The following is a 2,538-nucleotide window of genomic DNA, read 5'->3' on the forward strand; positions in this document are numbered from 1 at the left end:
GACTCGTGGTACAGCAGGCCGTCGAGCACATAGGTGGAATCGCGGACGCCGACATTCACCACGCGGGTGCTGAACGGCGCGTACTGGTCGGAGATATGGGTATAGAACAGCCGTCCCGGCTCGCTACCGTACTTCGGGTTGACGTGCCCGGTGCTCTCGCCCCGGCCACCCGCGCGGAAGCGCTGGCCATCGGAGGATGAGGTCGTGCCGTCGCCCCAGTGGGCGGCAAAGGCGTGGCGATACTGGTGGTTGACCAGCTCGGCCAAGGCCGCCGAATAGGTTTCGTCGCGGATGTGCCAGGCTTGCAGCCAGGACAGCTTGGCGTAGGTCAGGCCGGGGCTCGACTCGGCCATCTTGGTCAGCCCGAGGTTGATCGCATCACCGAGGATTGCGGACAGCAGCAACGTCCTGTCTTTGGCCTCGGCCCCGTCCTTCAAGTGGGTGAAGTGGCGGCTGAAGCCCGTCCAGTCGTCCACGTCCATCAGCAGTTCGGTGATCTTGATGCGCGGCAGTAACTGGCTGGTTTGGTCGATCAGCGCCTGCGCCCGATCCGGCACCGCCGCATCCAGCGGGGTGATTTTCAGCCCTGACTCGGTGAGGATGGCATCGGGCAGCTCGTTGTCCTTGGCCAGGCGGGTGACGGTGGCCAACTGCTCGTCCAGCAGCTGCAAACGCTCTTCCAGGTACTGGTCGCTGTTCGGGTTGATCGCCAGGGGCAGGGCCTGCTCGCGCTTGAGTGCGGCGAACTTCTCGGCCGGCAGCAGGTAGTCGTCGAAGTCGCGGAACTGCCGCGAGCCCTTGACCCAGATGTCGCCGGAGCGCAGGGCGTTCTTCAGCTCGGACAGGGCGCAGATTTCGTAGAATTTCCGGTCGAGGCCTTCCGGGGTGATCACCAGCGGCTTCCAGCGCGGCTTGATGAAGGCCGTGGGTGCATCGGCCGGCACCTTGCGCAGGTTGTCGGCGTTCATCTCACGCAGGGTCTGCACGGCTGCCAGCACGCCTTGCGCGGCCGGCCCGTGCTGTTCCCCAACTTTTCGCTCGGCGAAGAGTATGAACATGCGCCGCCGGCGACGAATCGCCAAATCTCACCGTATCTCCCGAGCGGACGATTTCGCACCGGTCTGCCCGTCGAAGGGCTTGCGATCGAACGGGGCGACCTTTTCTATGCATGTCCGCGAGCCAGCGTCTTTTATGGCACGGCGCTCGACGCCGACCTTCGGACGCGCGGCGTAAGCACGCTTGTCATGGCCGGGATAAGCACCACCGGCGTTGTTCTTTCAAGCGTCGCCTGGGCTAGTGATGCGGACTACGACGTGCGTTTGGTCCAGGACTGCTGCTACGACCCGGATCGGGATGCCCACGAAGCTCTGTTGCGTTCCGGGTTCGGCGGACGTGTACAGGTCGTGTAATTTTCGGGCCTCGCATGATCGCGGCCATAGCCGCAGGTGGATTGGTGCGAGGCAGGGCCAGTCCAAGTCAGGGTGCGGTCATCGCGGCGCCTGCAACTCTCAAAAACCCATCGCCGTAGCGGAGGTCTTGTAATCGCATGTCATTACGCACGCCCGATTTATTGTTCACAGCGATAGCACCTGCCATTTGGGGCAGCACCTACATTGTCACCACCCAATACCTGCCGAACTTCTCACCGATGACGGTCGCGATGCTGCGGGCGTTGCCGGCGGGTTTATTGCTCGTGATGATCGTCCGACAGATTCCAACGGGAATCTGGTGGATGCGCATCTTCATCCTCGGCGCACTTAATATTTCGCTATTCTGGAGCTTGTTGTTTATTTCGGTCTACCGCCTGCCGGGCGGGGTCGCGGCGACGGTAGGCGCTGTGCAGCCGCTGATGGTCGTGTTCATCTCTGCCGCTCTGCTAGGTAGCCCGATACGATTGATGGCGGTCCTGGGGGCTATTTGCGGAACTGCGGGCGTGGCGCTGTTGGTGTTGACACCAAACGCAGCGCTAGATCCTGTCGGCGTCGCAGCGGGCCTGGCGGGGGCGGTTTCCATGGCGTTCGGAACCGTGCTGACCCGCAAGTGGCAACCTCCCGTGCCTCTGCTCACCTTTACCGCCTGGCAACTGGCGGCCGGAGGACTTCTGCTCGTTCCAGTAGCTTTAGTGTTTGATCCGCCAATCCCGATGCCTACAGGAACCAATGTTCTCGGCCTGGCGTGGCTCGGCCTGATCGGAGCGGGTTTAACCTACTTCCTTTGGTTCCGGGGGATCTCGCGACTCGAACCTACAGTTGTTTCCTTACTGGGCTTTCTCAGCCCGGGGACCGCCGTGTTGCTAGGATGGTTGTTCTTGGATCAGACGCTGAGTGCGCTTCAAATCATCGGCGTCCTGCTCGTGATCGGGAGTATCTGGCTGGGCCAACGTTCCAACCGCACTCCTAGGGCGCGTATAGCTTGCCGGAAGTCGCCTTGACCCGCATGGCATAGGCCTATCGTTTCCACGATCAGCGATCGGCTCGTTGCCCTGCGCCGCTCCAAAGCCCGCGACGCAGCGCCGGCAGGCAGAGCAAGTAGAGGGCA

At 62.4% G+C, this 2,538-nt stretch carries 2 protein-coding genes and 1 pseudogene; 2 read left to right on the forward strand and 1 reads right to left on the reverse strand.

What is annotated here, in order from left to right; genetic code table 11:
- Window positions 1–1,013: pseudogene (locus ACEQFP_RS17330) on the reverse strand (Tn3 family transposase); the annotation flags it as partial.
- Window positions 1,014–1,016: 3 nt separating this feature from the next.
- Here ACEQFP_RS17330 and ACEQFP_RS17335 point away from each other — a divergent pair.
- Together ACEQFP_RS17335 and ACEQFP_RS17340 are read left to right on the forward strand one after the other, a co-directional pair.
- Window positions 1,017–1,409 (forward strand): cysteine hydrolase family protein, encoded by a 393-nt coding sequence (locus tag ACEQFP_RS17335; RefSeq protein ID WP_001351729.1) that lies wholly within the window; start codon window positions 1,017–1,019, stop codon window positions 1,407–1,409.
- A gap of 137 nt (window positions 1,410–1,546) precedes the next feature.
- On the forward strand, window positions 1,547–2,431 hold the full coding sequence (locus ACEQFP_RS17340) for a DMT family transporter (RefSeq protein ID WP_000058717.1): 885 nt from the start codon (window positions 1,547–1,549) through the stop codon (window positions 2,429–2,431).
- Window positions 2,432–2,538 lie beyond the last annotated feature (107 nt).

It is taken from the genome of Edwardsiella sp. A.80236, from assembly GCF_044540725.1.
In the GTDB taxonomy this organism is placed as follows: domain Bacteria; phylum Pseudomonadota; class Gammaproteobacteria; order Enterobacterales; family Enterobacteriaceae; genus Edwardsiella; species Edwardsiella tarda.

What these genes read in the sequence shown, in the direction of transcription:
- ACEQFP_RS17340 (WP_000058717.1), top strand. Translation starts at nt 1,547, where the DNA reads ATGTCATTACGCACGCCCGATTTATTGTTCACAGCGATAGCACCTGCC.